20 protein-coding genes are annotated in these 20,728 nt (G+C 48.1%); 14 read left to right on the top strand and 6 right to left on the bottom strand.

All coding sequences use genetic code 11. From position 1 onward, the window contains the following. Nucleotides 1-117: 117 nt before the first annotated feature. From F4V51_RS25130 to F4V51_RS25120, 3 genes are all read left to right on the top strand, one after another. On the top strand, nucleotides 118-954 hold the full coding sequence (locus tag F4V51_RS25130; RefSeq protein WP_095361703.1) for an AraC family transcriptional regulator: 837 nt from the start codon (nucleotides 118-120) through the stop codon (nucleotides 952-954). 119 nt (nucleotides 955-1,073) lie between these two features. Then, complete coding sequence (locus F4V51_RS25125) at nucleotides 1,074-1,478, top strand: Rrf2 family transcriptional regulator (protein WP_095292279.1); 405 nt, start codon at nucleotides 1,074-1,076, stop codon at nucleotides 1,476-1,478. Between the two features lie 247 nt (nucleotides 1,479-1,725). Next, a complete protein-coding gene (locus F4V51_RS25120) occupies nucleotides 1,726-2,175 on the top strand; it encodes a nuclear transport factor 2 family protein (protein WP_095361704.1) in 450 nt (149 codons plus the stop codon). A 131-nt stretch (nucleotides 2,176-2,306) separates the two neighbouring features. On the opposite strand, the gene F4V51_RS25115 is transcribed toward F4V51_RS25120, so the two are convergent. Further along, nucleotides 2,307-3,686: an MFS transporter gene (locus F4V51_RS25115; RefSeq protein ID WP_153980026.1), complete on the bottom strand. Its 1,380-nt coding sequence runs from the start codon at nucleotides 3,684-3,686 to the stop codon at nucleotides 2,307-2,309. A gap of 212 nt (nucleotides 3,687-3,898) precedes the next feature. Between F4V51_RS25115 and F4V51_RS25110 the strand changes: the two genes are divergently transcribed. Together F4V51_RS25110 and F4V51_RS25105 are read left to right on the top strand one after the other, a co-directional pair. After that, the gene (locus F4V51_RS25110) at nucleotides 3,899-4,222 is read left to right on the top strand and encodes an ArsR/SmtB family transcription factor (RefSeq protein WP_153980025.1); all 324 of its coding nucleotides are present in this window, start codon (nucleotides 3,899-3,901) and stop codon (nucleotides 4,220-4,222) included. A gap of 209 nt (nucleotides 4,223-4,431) precedes the next feature. Beyond that, complete coding sequence (locus F4V51_RS25105) at nucleotides 4,432-4,635, top strand: aspartyl-phosphate phosphatase Spo0E family protein (protein WP_153980024.1); 204 nt, start codon at nucleotides 4,432-4,434, stop codon at nucleotides 4,633-4,635. Nucleotides 4,636-4,658: 23 nt separating this feature from the next. Here the strand turns inward: F4V51_RS25105 and F4V51_RS25100 are convergent, their stop codons facing one another. Both F4V51_RS25100 and F4V51_RS25095 read right to left on the bottom strand, forming a co-directional pair. Next, nucleotides 4,659-5,537 (bottom strand): carbohydrate ABC transporter permease, encoded by an 879-nt coding sequence (locus tag F4V51_RS25100; RefSeq protein WP_095292286.1) that lies wholly within the window; start codon nucleotides 5,535-5,537, stop codon nucleotides 4,659-4,661. 34 nt (nucleotides 5,538-5,571) lie between these two features. Further along, on the bottom strand, nucleotides 5,572-6,537 hold the full coding sequence (locus F4V51_RS25095; RefSeq protein WP_095361708.1) for an ABC transporter permease: 966 nt from the start codon (nucleotides 6,535-6,537) through the stop codon (nucleotides 5,572-5,574). A 249-nt stretch (nucleotides 6,538-6,786) separates the two neighbouring features. Between F4V51_RS25095 and F4V51_RS25090 the strand changes: the two genes are divergently transcribed. The 9 genes from F4V51_RS25090 (at nucleotide 6,787) to F4V51_RS25050 (ending at nucleotide 18,316) form a co-directional block, all read left to right on the top strand. After that, nucleotides 6,787-8,547 carry a sensor histidine kinase gene (locus F4V51_RS25090; protein ID WP_153980023.1) on the top strand — a complete coding sequence of 587 codons (1,761 nt, stop codon included), beginning with the start codon at nucleotides 6,787-6,789 and terminating at the stop codon, nucleotides 8,545-8,547. Continuing rightward, nucleotides 8,522-10,114 (top strand): response regulator transcription factor, encoded by a 1,593-nt coding sequence (locus tag F4V51_RS25085; RefSeq protein ID WP_162009990.1) that lies wholly within the window; start codon nucleotides 8,522-8,524, stop codon nucleotides 10,112-10,114. The genes F4V51_RS25090 and F4V51_RS25085 overlap by 26 nt, the downstream gene beginning before the upstream one ends. A 142-nt stretch (nucleotides 10,115-10,256) precedes the next feature. Then, entirely contained in the window at nucleotides 10,257-11,909 is a 1,653-nt protein-coding gene (locus F4V51_RS25080) for an extracellular solute-binding protein (protein WP_153980021.1), read from the top strand. A gap of 514 nt (nucleotides 11,910-12,423) precedes the next feature. Continuing rightward, a complete protein-coding gene (locus F4V51_RS25075; protein WP_153980020.1) occupies nucleotides 12,424-14,121 on the top strand; it encodes a DUF6138 family protein in 1,698 nt (565 codons plus the stop codon). A 48-nt stretch (nucleotides 14,122-14,169) separates the two neighbouring features. Then, nucleotides 14,170-15,213: a hypothetical protein gene (locus F4V51_RS25070; protein WP_153980019.1), complete on the top strand. Its 1,044-nt coding sequence runs from the start codon at nucleotides 14,170-14,172 to the stop codon at nucleotides 15,211-15,213. 253 nt (nucleotides 15,214-15,466) lie between these two features. Continuing rightward, nucleotides 15,467-16,294, top strand: a complete 828-nt coding sequence (locus F4V51_RS25065; RefSeq protein ID WP_153980018.1) for a hypothetical protein — start codon at nucleotides 15,467-15,469, stop codon at nucleotides 16,292-16,294. Between the two features lie 37 nt (nucleotides 16,295-16,331). After that, nucleotides 16,332-17,294 carry a hypothetical protein gene (locus F4V51_RS29185; RefSeq protein WP_236146644.1) on the top strand — a complete coding sequence of 321 codons (963 nt, stop codon included), beginning with the start codon at nucleotides 16,332-16,334 and terminating at the stop codon, nucleotides 17,292-17,294. Beyond that, nucleotides 17,295-18,032, top strand: coding sequence for a hypothetical protein (locus F4V51_RS25055; protein ID WP_201281171.1), 738 nt, complete (start codon nucleotides 17,295-17,297; stop codon nucleotides 18,030-18,032). Nucleotides 18,033-18,049: 17 nt separating this feature from the next. Then, on the top strand, nucleotides 18,050-18,316 hold the full coding sequence (locus F4V51_RS25050; RefSeq protein WP_095361715.1) for a DUF4176 domain-containing protein: 267 nt from the start codon (nucleotides 18,050-18,052) through the stop codon (nucleotides 18,314-18,316). Between the two features lie 89 nt (nucleotides 18,317-18,405). Here F4V51_RS25050 and F4V51_RS25045 read toward each other — a convergent pair whose 3' ends face one another. The 3 genes from F4V51_RS25045 to F4V51_RS25035 all read right to left on the bottom strand — a co-directional run bounded on the left by F4V51_RS25045 (nucleotide 18,406) and on the right by F4V51_RS25035 (nucleotide 20,667). Further along, nucleotides 18,406-18,681 (bottom strand): WXG100 family type VII secretion target, encoded by a 276-nt coding sequence (locus F4V51_RS25045; protein WP_095292300.1) that lies wholly within the window; start codon nucleotides 18,679-18,681, stop codon nucleotides 18,406-18,408. Between the two features lie 197 nt (nucleotides 18,682-18,878). Beyond that, nucleotides 18,879-19,985, bottom strand: coding sequence for a stalk domain-containing protein (locus F4V51_RS25040; protein ID WP_236146643.1), 1,107 nt, complete (start codon nucleotides 19,983-19,985; stop codon nucleotides 18,879-18,881). Nucleotides 19,986-20,460: 475 nt separating this feature from the next. Further along, entirely contained in the window at nucleotides 20,461-20,667 is a 207-nt protein-coding gene (locus F4V51_RS25035; RefSeq protein WP_153980017.1) for a hypothetical protein, read from the bottom strand. Nucleotides 20,668-20,728 lie beyond the last annotated feature (61 nt).

Here is a 20,728-nt window from a genome sequence, read left to right as displayed (position 1 = left end):
AGTTGTTTCCTCCTGTGGATGAATGTATATTGTGATTATAAGGAATAGATCGATGAATGAAAATGATAATATATTGAGATCTATTAACACAATATTGCTTGCCAAGGAGAAATATTCATGATGAGACAGACTGTATTGCTAACCCTTCAGGATATTCCATATTTTTGTTATCCCGAGTCCGTTGGCCATTATGTGGATCACCCCGAGCATTCCGTGTTGCGGGAGGCTGGAGCACTTAATAACTTCAATATTCACTACGTAGCTTCAGGTAAGGGATATGTGGAAGTGGACGGGATTATCCATGAACTTCGGGCAGGTCAGGCGGTACTCTATTTCCCGCAGCAGCGTCAGCATTATTACAGCAGTGAGGATGATCCGTGGGATGTGCGCTGGGTTCATTTTTACGGTGAACGTCTCCATGACTACATGATTGAACGGGGGCTGCATCGCAATCTGCTGTGGACGCTGCGGCAGCAAGCTCCTTGGGAAGAGGCTCATCTGGCCTTGCTGCACGAGGCTGAACAGAACCGGATGCTGCGTCCGGCGCAGCTGTCCACGTTGACGTATGCTGTTCTGGCTGAGTTTGTCCAGCATGCAGTGCCTCTGAAAAATACACGTACCAGCCAAGCGGAGAACCGCATTCTCGGATTGCTCCCGCAAATGCAGCAGGAGGCTTGTCAGCCGTTTTTGCTTCAGGATTGGGCAGACTTGGCGGGTGTCAGTTCGTATTACTTTTGCAAATTGTTCAAAAGTGCCGTCGAAATGACGCCGATGGAATTCGTAACCCGTTCCCGGCTGCAGATGGCGAAGCAGTGGCTGCTCGAACGTCCAACGGCCAACATTGGACAGATTGCCGAGGAGGCGGGATACCCGAACGCCAGTTATTTCAACCGCCAGTTTATGGCGCACGAAGGCATGACACCTACGGAGTACCGAGGACTTTATCACAATTAATAACTACTATATATAGAGGTTCCAAGTAACCGCGAAATCGCAGATCCTCTGGGGTTTGACAGCGAGCTCAATCAAGTCTATTATGGATAAATTAAATCCGCATACAATGAGGTGCCCTCATGAAATATTCAAAAGCAACCAACTATGCCTTGCATACCATGCTTCACCTTGTGATTACAGAACCGGAGCAGCTGGTTAGTGTTCATCAACTGGCTGATTTGCAGAAAGTCTCTCCAACCTATCTGTCCAAAATATTGACCAAACTGGTTAAAGCGGGCATGATTGAATCCACTTCCGGGGCCAACGGTGGCTATCGTCTGAGTCGCAAAAATCCGGACCCTTCGTTTCTGGAAATTATTCACGCCATTGAAGGGCAGGCATCCCTGTTCGAATGCTCTCAGAACCATAACGAGGGCTGTCTAATTCAGCAGGTCATGATTCATGCCGAGGAACAGATGGAGAACTATCTAAGCAATAAGAAAATGTCCGAGCTGGCTGCCCAGATGAAGGCATATCAGAGGTAACGTTTGGGGGAAGAGCGAATCAGCTTCAAGCTGAGTGCTGCTTACCACTTTAGTTTTAGATATAGATACGAATAAGTTCAAAAGTCCGAGGATAGGCATGCAGCAGCATGCCTATCTTTCGGACTTTTTTCGTAGTCATAACCAAACATACAATATGCCGTTGTGCCTAATACAAGCAGAATGGTACAATAAGGAAGATTAATAGATACATATCTTTCAACCTATTACATCTCTGGAGGGACAACAGATGAGCCAATCAACCATCACAGGACTGGAACAATTGCTTGCACTCGAAAATATCCGTAACACGAAGGCACGTTATTGCCGCTTTATTGATACGAAGCAGTGGGACGCGCTGGGCGATGTATTTGCACCGGATGCAGTAGCTGATTTCAGTACGGAAGGTAACCCCATTCCGGTATTAACGGGCCGTGACACCATCGTGCAGGTATTCCGTGACCTGGTGGATGTTGCTGTAACCGTGCATCACGTACACAGCGCCGAGGTTGAATTTGTATCCGCGAACGAAGCCAAGGTTATTTCTCCGATGGAGGATTGGGTAACATTCCCCGAAGGCAACGAGAACAAATCCTTCCACGGATTTGGACATTACCATGAGACGTTTGTTCAGATCGACGGTCAATGGTATATCAAGCATACAAGCCTGAAGCGTCTGCGTTTGGATATGTTTGAATAATAATCATGAGAGATATAAAGTAAATCAGAATAGCAAAAGCCCCAAGAACATGATTTCATGTCCTTGGGGCTTATTTTATTTTGAGAAGCCTAGCTAATCTAGTCTAGTCTGTCAATCCTTAAGAGCTTGGATTAGGACGAAGCGGAAGAGGCTTTTTTGCGGGACTGCATAGACAGATACACCCAAGAGAACATCACGGATGCCAGAGCAACCACGGTCATACCCCAGAAAATATTCGTATAGGCTGACGACAAGGACAGCTGCTGCATCGCAGTCAGAGCCACGCCGGTTACGGCAACACTGAATGCACCGCTGAAGAACTGGCTAAGTTGGAACAGACCCATGCCTGCACCCACCTGATCCATGGTCAGGTTATTGGACAGTTCGTTGGAAACACTCGTAGTAAGAGCGGAGAAACCTACACTCAGCAGGATATAAATGACCATAATGGCGTAGATGCTGTTATCTGCAAACAGAGCGAATAATCCCGCGGCAGCGAGCAGCAGCCATGGTGCAAACCTAAGCAGCTGTGTATTGCCATGTCTGTCAATCATTCGGCCAATCCGGTTGGACAGCAGCATGGAGACAACTGCACCAGGGAAGATAACCAGTCCGGATTGGGCTGGTGTCAAGCCGTACAGATGGGCCAGAATTTGCGGCAAAAGAAACAGTGTAGCAAAGTTGTTAATGTAGGAAACGATCCCTAGCGAGCTGAGCATCATATATTTTTTGTTTTTGAACAGAGCTGGCTGGACAAATGGATCGGCCGCACGGCGAATCCGTAACCAGAACAATAGAAGTGCTACGACACCAACGACAAGAGTGACCCACTCGCGTGAAGTGAGGAACAGCAGAACGCCCGTTGTTCCGATCGCGAGAAGCAATGCGCCCAGCAAGTCGAACGAACCCTTTTGCGGCATTTCACTCGGAAGCAGTTTGAAGAACACAGGGATCAGGAATAACGTTAACCCCGTAACGATAAAGAGATCATGCCATCCAAGAAATTGAGTAATGCTGCCGCCGATGACAGGACCAAGTCCAAGACCAAGGGAACTGGCAGACATAATCACAGCCATGGATTTACCCCGGCGGTCACTCGGAACGTAACGTGTGATGAGCACGATGGCGAGTCCCGGCACGGATGCGGCGCCTGCTGCCTGAATCAGGCGTGCACAGAGCAGGATAATGAAGTGATTGCTGAAGAATCCCAGAACCGATGCTGCACCAAGTAAAGTGAGACCGGTTGTAAACAGCGTCCGAATCGGTACAAAGTCCGACAGGCGTGAAAAGGTAATCGACGATATGGCAAAAACGATGGAATAACCTGTTACAATCCACGAGGAAGCAACGGATGAGAGCTGGAATTCGGCTGCAATTTTGGGCAGGGCCAGGTTGAACATCATCGTATTCATGACGACGAGAACTACCGTGAAACCGAGCAAACTTACAATTAACCCTTCCTGTAGTCCGGTCGTTCGTTCCCCGGGTGATGCGGTAGCGGTGTTATTCATGAAAACCTCCTTGATCTAATGTGTAATTTCGCAACATTTCAGAAACGGTATGTAACATTTGCAAAATGAGATATACAGTGAATCCCATGCCTGACAGCAGGGGAACCATTAACGAAATTAAAAATTAAAGTTCGATTGGTATCGAACATTAGAAATATATCATGGAATTGTGCTAAAATACAATGGATAGTCTGAAAAAAGGAGACTACATTATGAAAATTTTACATCATCCTCAATTGGAGGATATTGAACTTTCTTCCGTGTTGTACGCGTTAAGCGATCCGACCCGCCTTGGCATTGTTGCGGAAGCAGCCAAGAGTGGAGAGCAGCCCTGCAGTCATTTTAATGCGCCTGTTGTGAAGTCCACGATGTCCCATCATATTCGCACGCTGAGGGAAGCTGGCGTCATTCGGGTGAGGGTGCAGGGGACCCAGCATTTCCTTACATTAAGGTTGGAGGATCTGGAAACACGATTCCCGGGCCTTATGCAGCCTTTGTTGCAGGCCGCTGCTCAGGCGTCCACCCAACAGTCCTAAGACTTGTCCTTTCTTCAAGCTGAAGAGGGGGCATTTTTTTATTCCTGCTTGGCGAAAGGTCCATTAATACACCTACTTATTTCAGCCTGTACAAGAAAAAATATACAAATTTTAATTTTGGGGTAATCCGCAGCCCTTCATGTTCCGAATATTATAATAGATGGTCTTTTTTGGGTGATGGATATTGAAGGACAACAGGGGGCGGGAGTATGGTGCATAATCCGGAAACCATTCAGGAATGTATCGAAAAGGCAAGGCAAAGACTCTACCAGATCGCAAATTCACATGCGGAATTAATGCATCCGGAGGTCATTCGTCAATCGATGATTCTGGATGAGTTAATTAATGAATATAACAAAGCCATTCGTATAAACGGAAAAACACCCCGAGACAAAAGCCCCGGGATGAGATAATGCAACAATAATTCGCGTTCGTTCTATTCTTTTACCGCCCCAAGCACAATCCCCTTGACGAAGAAACGCTGCAGGAACGGATACACGAGCAGGATCGGCAGTGCACCAATGAAGATCTGAGCAGCATTGACCGTACGTTGAGACATGTTTTGTAGCTGCGTGGCATCCACATTCATGTTGGAGAAGTCCTGCTGTACGATAATGGTCTGCATCAACGTAGCCAGCGGATATTTGGAAGCATCATTCATATAGATGAGCCCGTCAAACCAGGAGTTCCATTGGCCTACCATGGTGAACAGCGAGATCGTCGCAATCGCGGGCATGGACACCGGCAGATAGATCCGGAACAAGGTTGTAATATGGTTAGCTCCATCAATAAAAGCTGCCTCTTCCAGCTCTTTCGGAACATTACGGAAGAAGTTCATCATCAGAATCAGGTTCCAGACCGCAACTGCTCCTGGCAAAATCAGTGCCCACAGCGTGTTGATTAGCCCCAGTTTTTGAATCAAAATGTAAGACGGGATCAGCCCGCCGCTGAACAGCATCGTGAAGATGAAAAACCAGGCATACATCGAGCGTCCTTTGAAATGAAGACTTTCTTTGGATAATGGATATGCCGTCAGAATGACCAGTACCATACTGAGCAGCGTGCCAAGAACGGTACGCTGAACCGAGATCCAGAGTGCGCTGAGAAAGTTGCTGTTACCAAATGTTTTGGTATAGGCGTCTACGGTAAAATCAATCGGCCAGAGTGTGACCAGATTGGCGGAGGCTGCAGCCTTGCCGCTGAAAGAGACCGCCAGAATATGAACGAGCGGCAGCACACACAGCAGTGAAACGGCTGCAATGAAGAACAGGTTGAAGCCATTGAATATCCGGTATCCGGTCGTTTTGTGATACACCTTGATTCCCCCTTAATGCAGTATGCTAAACCCCTTAGAAAATGCGGTAATTGGCGATTTTGTAAGCCATCCGGTAGGCAGTAATGACCAGGAACATCGCGACGAAGGACTTGAATAGTCCGACCGCTGTTGCGAAGCTCATTTTGCCATTCAGGATCCCCATCCGGTACACAAACGTGTCGATAATATCGCCCTTCTCATACACGAGCGGGTTATACAGATTGAAAATCTGGTCAAAACCTGCATTCAGAATATTGCCAAGGGACAGCGTTCCCACTACGATAATCATCGGCACCAGGGCAGGCAGCGTAATGTGCAGCGTCTGCTTGAGCCGTGTTGCCCCATCCACCTCGGAAGCTTCATAGAGAGCCGGATTAATCCCCGCAAGTGCAGCCAGAAATACGATCGTGCCAAATCCGAATTCCTTCCATACATCACTAATGACAACCGTTACCCGAAACCAGTCACCATCTCCGAGAAAGAAAATCGGTTCAATCCCTGCAGCTGCCAGCACCTGATTCACCAGTCCACCCTCTGGGGACAGCATGTCGAGCAGAATGCCGCCTAGTACAACCCAGGACAGGAAGTGGGGCAGATACACGAGTGTCTGTGAGAACCGTTTGAAGGTGGAGTTTCGTACCTCATTCAGCAAAATGGCGAATACCACCGGGGCCACCAGGCCGGCCACAATTTTCATGGAAGCGATCAGCACGGTGTTCCAGATCACCTGTACACTGTCCGGATACTCGAACATGAACCGGAAGTTATCCCATCCTACCCATTTGGAGCCCGTGAATCCGAGCCACGGTTTGAAATCCTGAAAAGCAATAATAATGCCGCCCATGGGTACATAGGCGAACAGCAATGTGAGCAGTACAGCAGGCAGCAGCATCAGGTGCAGCGGCCATGTGCGTTTGAAGTTCCAGCGGGTACGTTTGCGTGGATTGCGTATCGCCTGCCGTACCGGTGTGTTGGTTGTTAATGGTTGTTCCATAGCCATCAGTGTCCCTCCTTATGTATCGTCCAGCCTCCGCATGGTGAGGCATTTCGGCCTCTTGCAAAAAGTGGAGCAACTGAATTATAGCAACGGAAAAGGGTGCGCTATAGACCAACATTTCAAGGCGAATGTTGATTTGTTAACCTGTTGATGACATCCACGCTTTCAAAAATCAATATAGATATGAAAGGGTTTTCAATATAAAATAGGACTTCGAACACGTTCGATTATATCTCGAGACAGGGTGAAACGATGAAATTCACAGTATTTGCAAAAACGGTCATTCTGCTGATCTGCCTGCTGGTGCCCATCTTGCTGCTCTATACCTATGCCAACCAGGCGAACGTGGACATGGTCGTGGAGGAGAAACAGCAATCGAGCTTGAACCAATTCAATTATTTCAGCTCCCAGGTAGATAAAAATATTGAGCAGCTCTCGCTCTATGGGCTTACCCTTCTGAGGGACCCCAGCATACTGCATTACCGTTACATGACGGAAACGACCAGCCAGTATGAGAAGAACAGCATTTATCTCGATATTCTCGACAAATTATCGTTGTACCAGTCCACCAGCCGCTGGAAAAACGACATTACAATTGTGCTTCCGCAGGCCGAACTGGTGTTATCCACCAAGACAAGCCGAACCGTCTTCAATGAGAACATGCTGAAGTTTCCCCAGCCTGGCCAGTGGCAATTGGATGAGGGAGGATTCACGTTTTTTTTCACGGACAATTATGAGTGGAATGCCAAGTCAGCGACGACAGGGGTTCGTACCGTGATGGAGATTAATTTTGATCCCATGAATATTGTCGCCATGCTGGATGACTTCAAGGAGGCGCAGGGAGGGGACCCTTTTCTGTACGTGCCAGGCAATGACCCCTTATTAAACCGCAGTGCTGACCCCGATCTGGTCCAGGCCATTATGGAAAATATGCCGTTGAACGGGCTGGACAGCGAGGGGAATCATCAGCTGGAGGCCGGTGGCAAGCAGTATCTGGTGAGTTATGTCCCTTCCAAACAGCTTCATGGCGTCTATGTAAATCCCGTTGTACTGGATGATCTGCTCACCCCGATGGATAAGAGCCGGAACATGTTTGTTACATCTATACTCCTGCTGCTGGGATTGAGCATCGGGGCGGCATTATTGCTCTACCGCAAGGTACAGATTCCCATCTATCGCCTGATGCAGGGGCTGCAGCAGATTCGCAAAGGCCAGCTGTCGACCCGAATCCCGGTGGATCATTCACGCGATGAATTTGCGTACCTGACCCAGAGCTTCAATCATATGGCGGAACAAATTCAGGAATTGATCGAAAAGGTGTACGAGGAACGCATTCGTTCAAGAGAAGCCACGCTCAAGCATTTGCAGTCACAGATCAATCCGCACTTCCTGTACAACTGCCTGTTCTATATTAAAAATATGACCCAGCTCGGTCATTCGGAAGCCGTTATTGCGATGTCGCTGAGTTTGGGAGATTACTACCGGTACATCACCCGGGATGAGAATGACATGACAACGGTAGAGGAGGAAATTCGGCTGCTCGACAATTATTTGTCCATACAGCAGATGCGGACCAATCGTTTATCCTACGAAATTGCTGTACCGCAGGAGCTGATGCAGCAGCAGATTCCAAGGCTTCTCATTCAGCCGATTGTGGAAAATGCGGTCATTCATGGCATCGAACCAAGCGAAGGCAGTGGCCATATCGTGGTGACCGGAATGTCAGCCAAAGAGCAAATCAAAGGAAAATCCTTCAACCGCTACAGTTTGTTCGTGGATAACGATGGGGTTACGTTGACACCCGAAGAGATTGAAGCGTTGGAACGGGAAGTGAACGAGCCGATGGGTGAGGAGATCGGTACCGGCACCTGGAACGTGCACCAGCGTCTGGTTACGCGATATGGGCATTCATCCGGGCTTCATTTTGCAGCGATTCCTTACGGGGGACTTAGTGTGGAAATACGATGGTTTGAGGAGGAACAATCTCATGATGAATCTAATGGTCGTGGATGACGAACACTCAGCGGTGGAATCCATCGCTTCTTCTATCGCATGGAGGGAATATGGCATCGGTCAGGTATATAAAGCATATTCGGTCAAGGAAGCGTTGCAGCAGATGGCTGCTCATCAGGTTCATATCATCATTACGGATATCCGTATGCCGGGACTGTCTGGACTGGATCTCGTTAGTCATATTCGGCAAAAGTGGGAGAAGACCAAATGCATTATTTTATCAGGACATGCGTCTTTTGATTATGCTAAACAGGCCCTTAAACATGGAACGGTAAGTTATCTGCTTAAACCGGTGCGCGATGAAGAACTGATCGAAGCCGTGCAGCAGGCCTCCGTGCAGATCCGGCTGGAAGGAGAGAAGCAGCAGCTGCATCAGCGTGCGATGTATTCGGTAAGGGAGCATTTGCCGGAAAAAAGGGCGGAGTTAATGAAGGATGTGCTGCTCGGGCGCAAGTTTGCCGAAGATGAACTTGAGAGTAAGCTGGAACAATTGGAGATCGGCTTCCGTCCCCAGGATAAAATGCAGCTGCTGCTGATCCGCTATGATGACCCACAGCCAACGCACAAGGCATTTCGATTAATGAAATACGCCATATCCAATGTGGTGGAAGAAATCTTCAGCAGCAGCTACCATCTCTGCCATACCGATGATGCGTATGATGATCTCGTGTTTATGGCCAGTCCGAAACAGGCACAGTCTGAACCGGAACTGCTGATGGGACGGCTGGGCGATCGATTGATACACAGTGTGAAGCAGTATTTGAACGCAACAATCTCGCTATCGGTCAGCAAAACAGGCCGTTTCCCGCATCAGGTACCGCAGCTGTATCATCAGGCTGTGAGTGCCTTGCGGAAGCAGGGTGAAGCAGGGAAAGGATTGCATCTGAATGCCGCAGCCAGCTCGCATGGAGCCTCCTTGAAATCACTTACTGCGCTCTATGAACCACCTGGTCTGACAACGCTGCTGGAAGCCGGGAGAATGGAGGATGCACATCGCAAGATCGATCAGATCTTTGCCGAGCTATCAGGCAGCGTATTTCCGGAGCATGTCTACGTTGCCTTTCATTATCTGGCGGCAGCCTTCTCTTATATGGCTCACCGGGAAGGCAAACAGTTATCTGATGTGCTTGGGGAACAATATCAGCAGCTGCTGAAGGATGGTTATGGTGTATCGCTGCGGAGCCTGGAGGCATGGACCCGGAACGTCATGCAGCAATGGACAGAGCGTACGCAAGATTCGGGTCAAGAGAGCGGGTCCACCCTGATTCGGCAGGTACAGCACTGGATTGACCATCATCTGGGAGAAGATCTGTCCTTGCAGGTCATTGCGGGAGAGGTGCATCTGCATCCGGTGTATTTGTCCAAAATGTACAAACAGTCCACTGGCGAAGGCATCAGTGATTACATTATTCGCTCCAGAATGGAACGCGCCGTGCACCTGCTGAAGCATACCGGGATGAAGATCTATGAAGTCGGCCAGGAAGTGGGCTATAACAATACCCCTTACTTCATTCAAGTGTTTCGCAAGCATTATGGCCTGACACCACAGGATTTTCGGAACGGTTAACAAATCAATATGAACATTGAAATTGTGATATATGTTTGCCTCCCCGGCTGCACTATCCTTTTCATGTAAGGTGCATGAAGCATGAATGGATGATGCGAGATGCACAAAGGGTATCCAAAGTTACCTGAGGAGGGGTTAGTTGATGTATAAAAAGATGATGACGGCTGTGCTTGCATTAACCATGGTTGCTGTAACAGCATGCAGTTCGGGGGCCAAGGAGGAACCTGCGAAGGAAGCGGCAGCGCCGCTTGCGATGCAGAACGGGAAGTACGAACCAGCGGTGCAGATGAGCTACTTGCGGGCCTGGAACGATGACACGAAGTTTAAGAACGGGGAAACGGCACAGAGCAATGTGCATACCAAATGGGCCAAGGAACGTCTCGGCATAGAGCTGACCACACCATGGGCTGTGTCAGTGACCAATGACGCCTTCTATACGAAGCTTCGCCTGTCACTGTCTGCCAACGAGGAGCTGCCGGATATCGTCTCCATCCGTGGGGACTACAACCTGGTGCGTGAGTTGATTGAGTCCGGCAAGTTCGCTGATGCAGGTGCACTGTTTGATAAATATGCATCCGACACGTGGAAACAGGCGGCCGAATCGGCACCGGAGGAATGGTATCCTTACATGTATGAGGGTCAGCGTTACGGGATTCCGATCTTCGACTATGCCTACAACGGCGATCCCGTGATGTTTATTCGGGAAGACTGGCTGAAGAAGCTGGGACTGGAAGAACCCAAAACGATCGATGAGCTGGTTGCGGTCATGGATGCATTTACGAATCAGGACCCGGACGGTAATGGCAAGAAGGATACGTATGGTTTGACCGTCGGCATGAAGAATGCACTGAATACATGGATGACGGAATCCGGCTGGATCTTCGGCATGTATAACACGATGCCAGGACAATGGAACGAGGCTGAAGACGGAACGCTGCAATACGGCTCGGTGCAGCCAGGAGTGAAGGAAGGTCTGGCAACAATGAAAGACTGGCTCTCCAAAGGTTATCTGCCCAAGGAAGCTGGCGTATATGATGAGATCAAGGCAGCTGAACTGTTTACAGCAGGCAAGGCCGGGATCATCGTGGGTCCGCACTGGATGCCTAACTGGCCCATTGATGACGTGAAGAAAAATGTGGACGGTGCCACCTATAAAGCCATTGCTCTGCCGACCGGCCCGACGGGTGAGAGTCATCATCATGGTTCCGGAGCCAGCAACGGGGTAGTGTTGATTAACAAGGATATGGCTAACCCGGAAGTGTTCTTCACCTATCAGAATTATCTGTTCGATAACTTTGCCAATCCGGAGGTGGGCGGCGAGTTTGAGCATGGATTTGCCCAAGGATATGATTATGACATCGTGGACGGCAAAGTTGTGGGCGAAGCTGAAGTGAAAGATGGCGTATCGCCGCTGAAATACACGATTACCTATGACGGTGCACGGATCCCGAACCTGATGATGGATACGCTTGCAGAACTCGCGACAGGCAAGGAACCGGAGACACCTTTTGAGAAAAATACGAGCATCGCCAACAAACCGGAAGTATTTGCTGCAGCTCAAGTTGTCGTTGCACATAAGGATGATGCGATCAAGAACAAGTTCACGGGTGCGCCAACCGATACAATGAAGATGAAGAAGGATGCGCTCGACAAGCTGGAGAAGGATACGTTCAGCAAAATCATTTATGGGCAAGTTGGCCTTGAGGAATTCGATGCCTTTGTAACGAAGTGGAGGTCGATGGGTGGCGACGAGATTACCGCCGAAGTAAACGAATGGTTTAAGACCGTGAATTAATAGGGTAACTGATTCAGCAGCAGAGGGAGGTTACACTTTGCCACTCCGATTGCAGTACCATCTTTCGATCGCTGTTATCCCCAGATTTTTTTGATTCCTCTATTTAGAGGATAAAATCCGGTGATAAAGGCGAGCGCTTCGCTTCTCCAGATTGGTTCTGCACTCTCCGTTTTCGTGTAATCTTAACTGTCTGAACGGAATCATACTAAAGTATGAAAAGAAGAGTGAGGGTTTCGTGAATACACCGGATTTGGGCGTAAAGTCGCCTGACTCCGGTGTTTTTTTTGGTATGAGTGCCGGATGCACAGACAGGTGCAGAAGGGGGAGATCATCTATTTTCTTAGTCAACAACCGTGCATAAGTCTTATTGTTCCTGGTGTGCTTGAGAGAGTAAAATAATAGGTGTTATGCGAACGTCAATACGTATTTTCACTTGCGAGATCTATGGAGCGATCCTGAAGGAATAGAACATGAGTTATTTGAAAGAGTTTAATCACGAAAGGCAGGAGATAAGATGAGTACACTATATGATCAGGCCATGGACGAGATGATTGGCGCCATTCATGAATGGTTTGATGAACAGGAGAAGCGAAGCGACTTGGACAAGGTCGTGAAGCGAACCACACTGCAGATGGGGATCATGGGTGATGTTTTACTGGATTACAGACCTGGACGTACGACGGTTGACAGCCTGGATCTCGGTTTCGATGATGGCTTGAACTCCAGGAATGCAGGTTCATTTACGGAAGAGCAGGTGCGAAGCGAAATTCAGCCTCAGCTTGCTGAAGTGATCCAGAGAAGATTGGATGGGCTGGGAGATACACCACTGATCGACTATCATTTCACCTTTCGCGGGAAATTTCCAACAACCGAAGGGAAGCTGCATTTGACGCTATTTGAATATATCAACGAAGAGAAGAGAGAGCAGCTGCTGGATCGCATCCATACCTATGTCGAACAAAAGCTGGAGAATGGTACATATCCAACGAAGCCGCTGGAGTCCTTTTTTCTGACACGTCATTTGCTTGATCCAGTGCTGTTTCCGAGTCCAAATATTGCATGGATTATAGCTCAGTATGACCGCATTCAGGAATTGAATAAAGGGCGTCAGGATGCCCTGGCGGAGCATCGCGGCAATATCATTCGTGCATTGAAGGATTGGGCAGAGAATCAATTTTTGCCACAGTATTATGATATTCAGTTATCGGAGTATAGGTCGAACGAATATACACTCAAGCCAGGCGCCGTACTGGAACAGAATGAGTCTCATGGAGAAGTTAAGAACCAGGGGCAGCAAGAGGCCCAGCCTATCGATCTGCTGCTGTACGCAGCGGTCATGATTCTGCGTTTTGAGCCCAGCTACAGTAAACCGACAGGCCTTACCTTCCTGGAACTGGCGAAACAGCTGGGGAGCGACCGTGCAGTTCGAATGATGACAGAAGGCAGCGGGGCTTATGCCAAGGAAGATATTCATGTGAAAAATGAACAGGTGGAATGCACAGCCAATGATGTGTTCTCTCTCATTACAATCATTATCCGTCAGGAGGAAGCATCTGCCTACGAGCAGGCACTCGCATTCATTATTCGTTTACTGAAGAAAGGCTTCCCTAAGAGCTATAAGATCAAGCTTAAATCCAAGACAAAACCATATTTGCCGATAAAGGGACTCGCCAAGTCGGATACTCATCGGTTCTTCGCGAGTGCACTGGATTATCCGAATTTGCATCCACTTCTTGAAGAGTACGCTCGTGAAGCCATTGAAGAATTCGAATGGTATGGAGACACGGAGGGGGAGAAGAACTGTATGCCAGGCAGCTATGCCACGTTTGGACTGGGGCTCGCAGACGAGGCGTATTTTCCTTTGGTTGAATTTTATATGGGAGAAGTGGACGATGAACACCAATTGGTGCAGGACAAATTCACTGCTGCCTTTGCCGAAAAGCATGGTATAACAGCTAACTCTGCACCTGTATTGGTTGCCTGCCTACGACGTTCGACGGATGGCTTGAAGCTGAAGATTCAGCCCGAACTGGAGAATGAAGAGAAGCTTGCGCTTATGGTGCAGCAGATCAGCGGTCTGGAAACCTATGAAGTGGAGCGTGTGATATATCCAATCTGGGGCAAAGTGGAGAAGCTTGCAGGTCTGGCCCGCAAGGCTGAAGGGAAACGGAAAGAGCTGCTGCTAGAGCTCCTGCAGGCTGCAGGTAGATAGGAGCTTAGTCATCAAGGCGTGGAAGAGCATCTGGAAAGGCGGAGAGCCATGGAAACATTGACTCGTGCCATATGGGCAGGGTTATCTGTTCAGGAAAAAGAAGAGCTGCTGCAAGGGATGATTGCTTTGTGTCCGGCGGGTATGGAATACATCGGTGTAAAAACGTTTGAACGGTTCGGTCAGCGAACCGAAACGGGTGTATTTATGTATGCAGGGCGAAAGTTTGTGTTTGTACCTGGAGACCATGTGACCTTAGGGTGGAGTCAGTGGCAGGAGGGCATGAATGAGGAGACTTCAGCAGATCTAGCTGAGGCGATAAGTGAGTATGGCATAGAGGACGTGGATTCTTTTCTGGCGAGCCAGATGTCACCGGTAAGAGAAGCGGCTATCGCTCCCATGCTGGTGGAGTGCCTGACACAATCACTTGGCTGGATTGATGTTACCGAGGAAGAAGCACTCGCAGGGCATGAACCTGGTTTTGCAGCAGAGCTGGAGAAATTCAATCATTCTGATCTAAAGGGATTGGAGCAGTATCAGACATTTCGCCTGGAGCGTCAGGGTGAGGAAGTCCGGATACAACTATACAATGAGGAGCTTACGCCTGAAGACTTGCTGGAGGAACAAGCTGAAGCGGGTTTTGGTTTGCTCACCGAGGATGAATGGGAGTATTTGTGCGGGGGTGGCTGTCGTACGTTATTTCCCTGGGGCGACAGTTTCGATTATACGATGAAGTTGAAGCATTTTGGACGCTTGGAAGGGCTGACTGAGATCGTGGGTGAAACGGTCGAGACGGACCTGTCGCTTGTTGCAGAGGATGAAATGCCGTATGATTTGGAGCAGCCCAATTTTTTTGGACTCCAGTTTGCCGGAGATCCATACAAAGTTGAATTGACGATGGATTGTTCTGGAGAAGTGCTGCCCAAAGGCGGCGATGGCGGCGAGATGATCTGTGGCGGCATGGGTCCCTTGGTTGGTTATCTTCCTGCGTCTGCTGTATATTATCGTAACAGCAATGCTAGTGAACTGGACTGGGAAGATTGGTTGGATTCCATGTATTATAGAAGAGTTATTCGTTTAACCGATCTGACCTGAAGACGATAGGAAGCAGCAGGGAATATTCGGTCCTTGCTGCTTTTTTGTTTCTAGCTTCTCATTTAAAATTTCAAAATTCAGAAGTGATTCAACCCTGTGCGTTTTCACAGCTTAGTGGGTAAATATAATCAGGTTGAACGTCCCAAGAACAGGAGCGGGGGCGCATTGAGCCTGAATGATGATCCTTTTACAATAAAAAGATAGGCTCTTCCATTGGAGTTTGATGCATAAATCATGGAAAAGAGGAATGACTGTGCCTACATATACTTCGTTTACCTGCTCTGGCCGGGAGGCTCTGTTTCTGTTTCAGTTAATGAATATCCCGGAAGCTGAAGTACTCTTTGCACATCTGAACGATGCTGCATTACAGGGTGAGCGGGCCAAGCCTGCATTTGAAAAAATAAAAGCCGATCTGATCAAGGACGGCGTTATTGAATCTGAAGATAATGACATTACCATACATCCGCAAGTCCATCAGCTGCTCCAGAGCTGCAAGCTCAGCAGCGCAGTGATGAAGCTTCACTTGCATAACTCAGGCACAGCACAGCGTGAATCATCTCTGACCTATGGCTTCATTTCCGGAACAAATATCGTTGAATGGCTCTGGCATCCTGAACGGGATCAGGTGACCCTGACTTCATTCGAAAGCTTGCAGGACTTGCTTCGTATTATGGGCAATCGGATTGAATCGCCTGACTCTGCCGAGGAATCCATCCATACCCCTATTCAGAAGCACACACTGCAGCAGTTGCTGACGCTGGATAATGAATCAGGCATCGATAGGGTAACCAACGCCTTGCGCCAGGACCTGCATGTACATTCGGCTGCAATTCACGAACTGACCCAAGCGTTTGTTAACATCCAGAAACAAGGGCAGTTTGAGGTATCCACCCGCGGGATGCAGAACAAGCCACAGACCATTTATTTTATCGGCAGTCGTGCAGGCAATTGGCTGTTCATCGAAGACATGGAAAGTGAAAGAAAAGACATGTTTACAGCATTCAAGATAACAGAAGAAGAGCTGATCCAGAGCCTTTTTTTGCTAACGACGCGTTCGTTATCCATTTTGCCTGCAGTTTAATCCCATAGAACGCAGGTAGCTTAAGGGGGAGATCCAGTTGACCAAGATTATTATGAAGTCGGAGTACCTGAACTCGCTGGCACAGCAGATTGAACAGGTTACTGCACAGCTGCAGCAGGTAGATGGTGTTCTCCAGCGTTCCATTCAGGGAGCGGCCTGGCAGTCTAGTAACCGGCAGACCATTATTGGCTTGTATCAGTCGCATCAGCAGCGGTTTCAGACTGCTGGACAGAGCATGCAGCAGCTGGCTGCATATGTGAAAACGACTCGTGAGCGAATGGAACAGGAGGATCAATCCGGGGGAACATTTGGGCTGACAGGCATTAACCCACTTGCACCATTCGATGGTCCTGGCAGCACGGTGGGTACACTGACGGCGGCAGCGGCTGTTGCCAAACTGGGGTATCGGGTTAGAAATGGCTATATGGTGAAGCAGCAGCTTGATCGGAATACTCCGCGAATTTTGGTTCGTGAAAGTTATGATTCCGTCAAAAATAATACTGTAGTCAATGGCAGACCCCGTGAATATAAAATTCATTATGTTCGTGACATTGAAGCCAGAATAGCCAACGGAACGGCCACGCCTCAGATTAAGGAAATCGCCTCGATGATCAAACCCGGTTATGCGGTCAGATCAGCATTGACGGATAAGCTGGGCTGGGCCAGCGTTGGCATTGATGTGTTCACAGACACGCAGGAAAACATCAGCCAGAATGCATCCTCTGACAAAATTGCCGGGGATATCATCGGAAACGTTGTGGTTGGTGGGGCAACGACAGTAGGTGCAACTCTGCTGACCGCTGCGATTCTGCCTGCGGCAGCACCCGTACTGGCCGTTGGTGCGGTTGGTTTGGGTGTATCCGTAGGTCTGACGTATCTCGCCGAAGGGGTAACCATGAATATGGATCTGGATGGCGACGGGCAGGATGATTCCGTGAAAGATGTGGTGAAACACGGAGCGAAGAAAGCCTGGTCTACCGTATCAGGATGGTTCAAATAGATGGCCCGTCAGAAACGTTCCACGTCATCTACGAATAATTCTGCTGTGAAAAGGGTAGAAGGAACCTCCTACCACCCGGAGGCGTTTGAAAATTATCTTGCGGTATATGCGGCGGATGGGATTCGTTTCAGCGCAAGTACGCTGGTACTCTTTTTTCTGAATGTCTTCCTGCTAATCCCGATATTTAGTATTCCGTTCCAGTCCTTATATGCTTATATTCTGCTGCCTCCTCTGGCAGTCATGAATGTATGGGCATTAGCCCTGATTGCGGCACCGCGCAGACTGCAGCTGAATTATGTTTTGTTCCGCGGCGTATTTGGAATCGTCTGTTCCCTGGGATTCATGATCATCGTGCAAAAGTTTGCTTATGGCATGCTTGGACTGACAACCCCATGGTATGCGATCGGGTCGTTTGCAGTATACGGTTTCGCCTTGTATCAGTATGCCAGGTTCCATCTGCGTAAGCTGCAGCAACCTCCACATCGACCAAAAGCGGGTAAAGGCTCACGTATGCCTGTCGCGACGCTGACCATGCTGACTGGGGCCGGTTATCTGGTGGCCAATCTATCATTGGCCTTTGTCACGCAGCAGACGGTTGCGGTGGTCCTGATGTGTGTCTATATTATGCTGGCTTTTGTTGTATTTCACTTTATCATGGATGTGCATCGGTATTACTGGCTGCGCCGGGTACTGCATGCCCCGAAGGAAACCACCGCACATAAAGCGCAGAATAGTTGAAGGAGGTTACATACCATATGGAAAAAGATACATTGACTTTACTGCCCAACGGCTCCGTAATCCGGCTGAAGGAAGGCACCAAAAAGCTTGTCATTTATGGACGCAAGCAGATGTTAATGACAGAACCGCCTCGTCAGTTCGATTACATTGGGTGTTTGTACCCGGAGGGATATATTAATCCGGATTATACGTATGTATTTAATCATGAAGATATCGAAGAGATTATTTTCAGAGGGTATGTGGATGAGGAAGAAGAAGCATTTGCTGGGAATTTGAATGAATAAATGATGGCTTGAGTTGAAAAAAAATAAATATGAACGTTGCAGAAATGTGCAAAGTTGAAAATACAACCTTAACGGATAACGGATCAGTCCTAGCGTGACTGATCCGTTTCACGAAAGCGGGTTGCTGTCTGCTGCAGACTGGTGCTGGTCTCCTGCAAACCAAGGAGATAATTGCTGATCGATGTCATACTGTCGTTGATCCGCTGCATGAATTCACGCTGCCGTTCACCTTCCCACTGGCCTTCGGCTTGATCCACCATCGTTCTCAGCTGTGCCAAAATATCATTACCGTTCTGGGAAGCCTTGCTGAATTCACCTGCCAGCTGCTGCAGCTCCTCAGGCGAAAGATCTATTCGCTGGTTCATTGTTTTTCCCTCCCTATCTGTTCATGGCTCTATTAAATGTGCATATACCATTCATTATAACCGCATCTGGAGTGAATTGAAGCTGGACGAAAGCCTTGTTTTCATAACAGTCATATTGTTTGGAATAGGACAAAACACACATCAAAGCTGCCCCCGTTAATAGGAGCAGCATGATGTGTGTTTTAGTATGTTTCGTTTTATTTCAGTTTTTGCACGGATACGGCCATTTGTTCCAGCTGTGTGTGTGTCAGTGCATTATTTGGTGAGCTGAGCGTAACATAGCGATCATCCAGTTGGAAGGTCAGCAGATCTGTTTTGTCCGGTGTATACCACTTGGCTTTTACGCCGTTAGACAGTTTGACTTCTTTGCCATCATAGCTGAACGAGTAGTCTTTCGGGGATACCGTCACATTCATATGTTTGAAAACAAAGTTAACGCCATCACCGCCGGCACTTACACTTTTGAATGCATCTCCGGCAATCATGTGCTGAGGCGCGTAAGCCGTCTCAAAGCCATCGAATTTCGCAAATGCTTTACGAATGGTAGCTGCTTGTTCCTTGGTGTAATTTACATTGGCAAACCCGGTAATGCCTTGATCGTTGTTATTCACCTTTTGGACAGATACGGCCACCTGAGCAAGCTGTGCCTGAGTCAACTTATGGTCAGGGGAGCTAAGCGTTACATAACGATCATCCAATAGGAAGGTCAGCATGCCCGTTTGATCCGGCGTGTACCATTTGGCAGTTACTCCATTGGACAATTTCACATCTTTGCTGTCATAGCCATCCGAGTAATCACGTGGAGATATGCTTACTTTCATATGGGTGAAGACAAAGCTTACACCATCACCCCCGGCGCCAACGCTTTTAAACGTATCACCTTGGATACTTTGCTGAGGTGCATAGGCTGTTTCAAAACCATCGAACTGTGCAAATGCTTTTTGAATTGCTTCTTTTTGCGCAGCACTGTAGGTTACATTGGACAGGGCAGAAGGATTGCTGGCTGCTTCGCCGATGGTAACCTGACCTTTTTTGCCGTCGTACGATACAGGAACATGCAGCGCTTCAGCAATGGCACGTACAGGCAGGTAGGTTGAATTGTTGTAAGTGATCGGTGCAAGTTTATTCCCATTGCCATCCGTTGGTGTATAAGCTGCTCCATCTACATTGAAGCTGATGCCATGATTAAGATAAGCGGAGATTTTCTCCAGTTGAGTACCGGCGAATACACCAGCAGCTCCTGTTAAGGTCATGCCAAGAACCATCATCGCTGCAGCAGATTTCTTCAGGTTTTTTTTCATCATATATAACTCTCCTTTAGGCTCAGTGTATAAGTTGATCTGATCGAATTTACACTTTACCACTTCGTTTGCAGTACCGTGTAAAATGTTAGGATCAACTTATGATTGTCATTTGTAGGGCTCGCTGTCCCTTATGGCTTTATATTAAACCCGGAAGTTATCGATAATAATTCTGAATTATCTCCAACTTGTAAACATTGCAAATCTATTTATGAGCATAGTGAAACCAATAAAATGAAAAGGAGAGAGGGAAGCTTGACCGACATTCATTGTGGTTCGAATTTGAAGTTGGGTATGTGTATGAGGTGTATTGATCAAAAGGAGCCTTGTGTGAACAGATCCATGTATGGATGCTGCGAGGGTGCTTGGCGGTGATCAAGGAGAGGGGAATGAATTCCCCAGTCATCTTATATGTAAAACGAACGATTGAGATGTTGAACAGATATAAAGTCATACTTAATTGAACCAGGGAGTTCGTTTAGTTTACAAGGTAAAGGACCAGTCCGCCCATGCCAAGCACGATTGCACCAACGTATACATAGGTTAACCGGCTCAAATTCTGCTTGGTTCGGCGGTCGTATTCGGGGTTGCTGGTCTGATTGGCTTTGGAATTTCCGATGATCAGGGTGGCAATGCCGCCGAACAAGGCAATACCAATAATTAAAAGATAAGGCAGCCAACTCATGAGTGAACCTCCTTCAAAAGGCATATAATTCATCTCCTTTATTGTACCCCAGGATGACCTG

This window comes from Paenibacillus xylanilyticus (assembly GCF_009664365.1).
In the GTDB taxonomy this organism is placed as follows: domain Bacteria; phylum Bacillota; class Bacilli; order Paenibacillales; family Paenibacillaceae; genus Paenibacillus; species Paenibacillus xylanilyticus_A.
The sequence above is the reverse complement of the archived record's forward strand: the minus strand, read 5'-3'. Positions and strand labels throughout refer to the sequence as shown.

What these genes read in the sequence shown, in the direction of transcription:
- F4V51_RS25105 (WP_153980024.1), top strand. Translation starts at nt 4,432, where the DNA reads ATGGTGCATAATCCGGAAACCATTCAGGAATGTATCGAAAAGGCAAGG.
- F4V51_RS25055 (WP_201281171.1), top strand. Translation starts at nt 17,295, where the DNA reads ATGGCCCGTCAGAAACGTTCCACGTCATCTACGAATAATTCTGCTGTG.
- F4V51_RS25110 (WP_153980025.1), top strand. Translation starts at nt 3,899, where the DNA reads ATGAAAATTTTACATCATCCTCAATTGGAGGATATTGAACTTTCTTCC.
- F4V51_RS25050 (WP_095361715.1), top strand. Translation starts at nt 18,050, where the DNA reads ATGGAAAAAGATACATTGACTTTACTGCCCAACGGCTCCGTAATCCGG.
- F4V51_RS25045 (WP_095292300.1), bottom strand. Translation starts at nt 18,681, where the DNA reads ATGAACCAGCGAATAGATCTTTCGCCTGAGGAGCTGCAGCAGCTGGCA.
- F4V51_RS25115 (WP_153980026.1), bottom strand. Translation starts at nt 3,686, where the DNA reads ATGAATAACACCGCTACCGCATCACCCGGGGAACGAACGACCGGACTA.
- F4V51_RS25070 (WP_153980019.1), top strand. Translation starts at nt 14,170, where the DNA reads ATGGAAACATTGACTCGTGCCATATGGGCAGGGTTATCTGTTCAGGAA.
- F4V51_RS25125 (WP_095292279.1), top strand. Translation starts at nt 1,074, where the DNA reads ATGAAATATTCAAAAGCAACCAACTATGCCTTGCATACCATGCTTCAC.
- F4V51_RS25035 (WP_153980017.1), bottom strand. Translation starts at nt 20,667, where the DNA reads ATGAGTTGGCTGCCTTATCTTTTAATTATTGGTATTGCCTTGTTCGGC.
- F4V51_RS25120 (WP_095361704.1), top strand. Translation starts at nt 1,726, where the DNA reads ATGAGCCAATCAACCATCACAGGACTGGAACAATTGCTTGCACTCGAA.
- F4V51_RS25090 (WP_153980023.1), top strand. Translation starts at nt 6,787, where the DNA reads ATGAAATTCACAGTATTTGCAAAAACGGTCATTCTGCTGATCTGCCTG.
- F4V51_RS25040 (WP_236146643.1), bottom strand. Translation starts at nt 19,985, where the DNA reads ATGATGAAAAAAAACCTGAAGAAATCTGCTGCAGCGATGATGGTTCTT.
- F4V51_RS25085 (WP_162009990.1), top strand. Translation starts at nt 8,522, where the DNA reads ATGATGAATCTAATGGTCGTGGATGACGAACACTCAGCGGTGGAATCC.
- F4V51_RS25130 (WP_095361703.1), top strand. Translation starts at nt 118, where the DNA reads ATGATGAGACAGACTGTATTGCTAACCCTTCAGGATATTCCATATTTT.
- F4V51_RS25095 (WP_095361708.1), bottom strand. Translation starts at nt 6,537, where the DNA reads ATGGCTATGGAACAACCATTAACAACCAACACACCGGTACGGCAGGCG.
- F4V51_RS25080 (WP_153980021.1), top strand. Translation starts at nt 10,257, where the DNA reads ATGTATAAAAAGATGATGACGGCTGTGCTTGCATTAACCATGGTTGCT.
- F4V51_RS25075 (WP_153980020.1), top strand. Translation starts at nt 12,424, where the DNA reads ATGAGTACACTATATGATCAGGCCATGGACGAGATGATTGGCGCCATT.